This is a genomic window from Segatella salivae DSM 15606, assembly GCF_000185845.1.
In the GTDB taxonomy this organism is placed as follows: Bacteria; Bacteroidota; Bacteroidia; order Bacteroidales; family Bacteroidaceae; genus Prevotella; species Prevotella salivae.
In genome coordinates, this window is the sequence record NZ_GL629647.1 from 529,076 (window position 1) to 530,853 (window position 1,778).

1 protein-coding gene is annotated in these 1,778 nt (G+C 46.1%); it reads left to right on the top strand.

The window, feature by feature from the left end:
- Window positions 1-159: 159 nt before the first annotated feature.
- Window positions 160-1,773: an RHS repeat domain-containing protein gene (locus HMPREF9420_RS02210; RefSeq protein WP_007133768.1), complete on the top strand. Its 1,614-nt coding sequence runs from the start codon at window positions 160-162 to the stop codon at window positions 1,771-1,773.
- Window positions 1,774-1,778 lie beyond the last annotated feature (5 nt).

Below are 1,778 nucleotides of genomic sequence, written 5' to 3' on the forward strand. Positions count from 1 at the left end.
TTTAATATATGTCAGTTAATACAAGAGTCTAATACCAAACGCCGAATAGTTTCATCTGGATGTTTCATCTTTTATTATAAAGTAAAAAAAGGTAGGTATTATTACTATAGTTATAAAGATTATGGGATTTAGTCCATAATAATATCTAGTTTAATATAAATGGCAGCTTATTATGTTAAAACGCTTTCCGATAACCTCGGTTATGTAACCTGGATATATTATCCAGCAATGGGAACTTTAAACTGTAATCCCATGTTCAACAATGTATTATCAATCATATCTGTTTATGGCATACGTGATTGCTGTAACCAGATTAAATACGATTACGGAAGATTAGTAGGCATCAGCTATCTTGACCATTCAGAGAACGATATGAAGTACCACTACGGCGCCACTTACGACAGCTGGAACCGCGTGCGCACGATGACCTATCCCGACGGCGAAGTGGTTACTTATCACTACAATGCGGCGGGGCAGGTGGAAAGTCTTACGAGCAACAAACTCGGCAAAAACGAAACCCTTATCGAAAAGATAGGTTACGATAAAGACGGACACACCGTTTACACCAAGCTCGGCAACGGCACGGAAAGCCGCTACACTTACGACAAGCAGCGCGAGCGTTTGCAGGAGATGACGCTCTCCTCGGCGGGGAATACCGTCATGCAGAACAAGTATAAGTACGACTTGGTGGATAATATTCTCGGCATCACCAACAATGCTGATCCGCAGGAGATAGGCAATAAGAACAAGGCGAAGCTTGGCGGCACATTCAAGCACAGCTATGCTTACGACGATTTAAACCGTTTGGTATATGCCAGTGGTAAGGCCAAGCAGGCAAGTTACAGCATGCAGATGACTTTTGGGCGCATGAGCGAACCGCTTACCAAGGTGCAAAAGGTGGACTCCACAAAGACAGCACAGTCTTATGACTTCACGTATAAGTACGAAGACAGCAATCATCCCACCGCTCCCACGCAGATAGGGCATGAGCATTACACCTACGATGCCAATGGTAATCCTACCTTAGTGGAGAACGATAGCCTTGGTACCGAACGGAGAATGTATTGGGACGAGGACAATCGCCTGATGGTATTATCGGACAATGGCAAGACAAACCGATACACTTACAATGCCGCCGGCGAGCGTATCATCAAGAGCCACGGCGATTTGGAAGGGGTATATATCAATGGTGCGCCACAGGGAATCACTTTCCACAAAACGGAAGATTACACCATTTATCCTGCTCCGATTATCACTGTGACAAAGAACCGCTTCACGAAGCATTACTTCATCGGCGATAAACGTGTAGCAAGTAAACTCGGTGTAGGTAAGTTCAGCAATGTTTATGGCATCAGTGGCAACAACGTTACGGCAGGACAGAAAGACTATGCCGCTCGCATGATGCAGATAGAGAAACAGCGCGAGGAGTATTATAAGTCGCTTGGCACGCCGCCGGGAGTACCAACAATGAAAGGAGCAACGGCCGATCCCGACAACACCGGTCGCGGTTATAACGACATTATCGGGGATTTGGGCGACCACTCTGTGCCCGAAGGTTGGGTGCAACGGCCGAAGTTCAATGAAAAGGGAGATGTTCCTGGCCCGCCTATCCAATGGCAGAAACCCGAAGATCCTGATAATGCCCAGCCGGGTTATGGTTATGTCCCCACAGATACCACCAACACCGAGGAAATCTTCTTCTATCATAGTGACCACCTCGGCAGCACCTCTTATATTACCGATGCCAAGGCCAACATTAGAAAAGGCTATTGATAAGT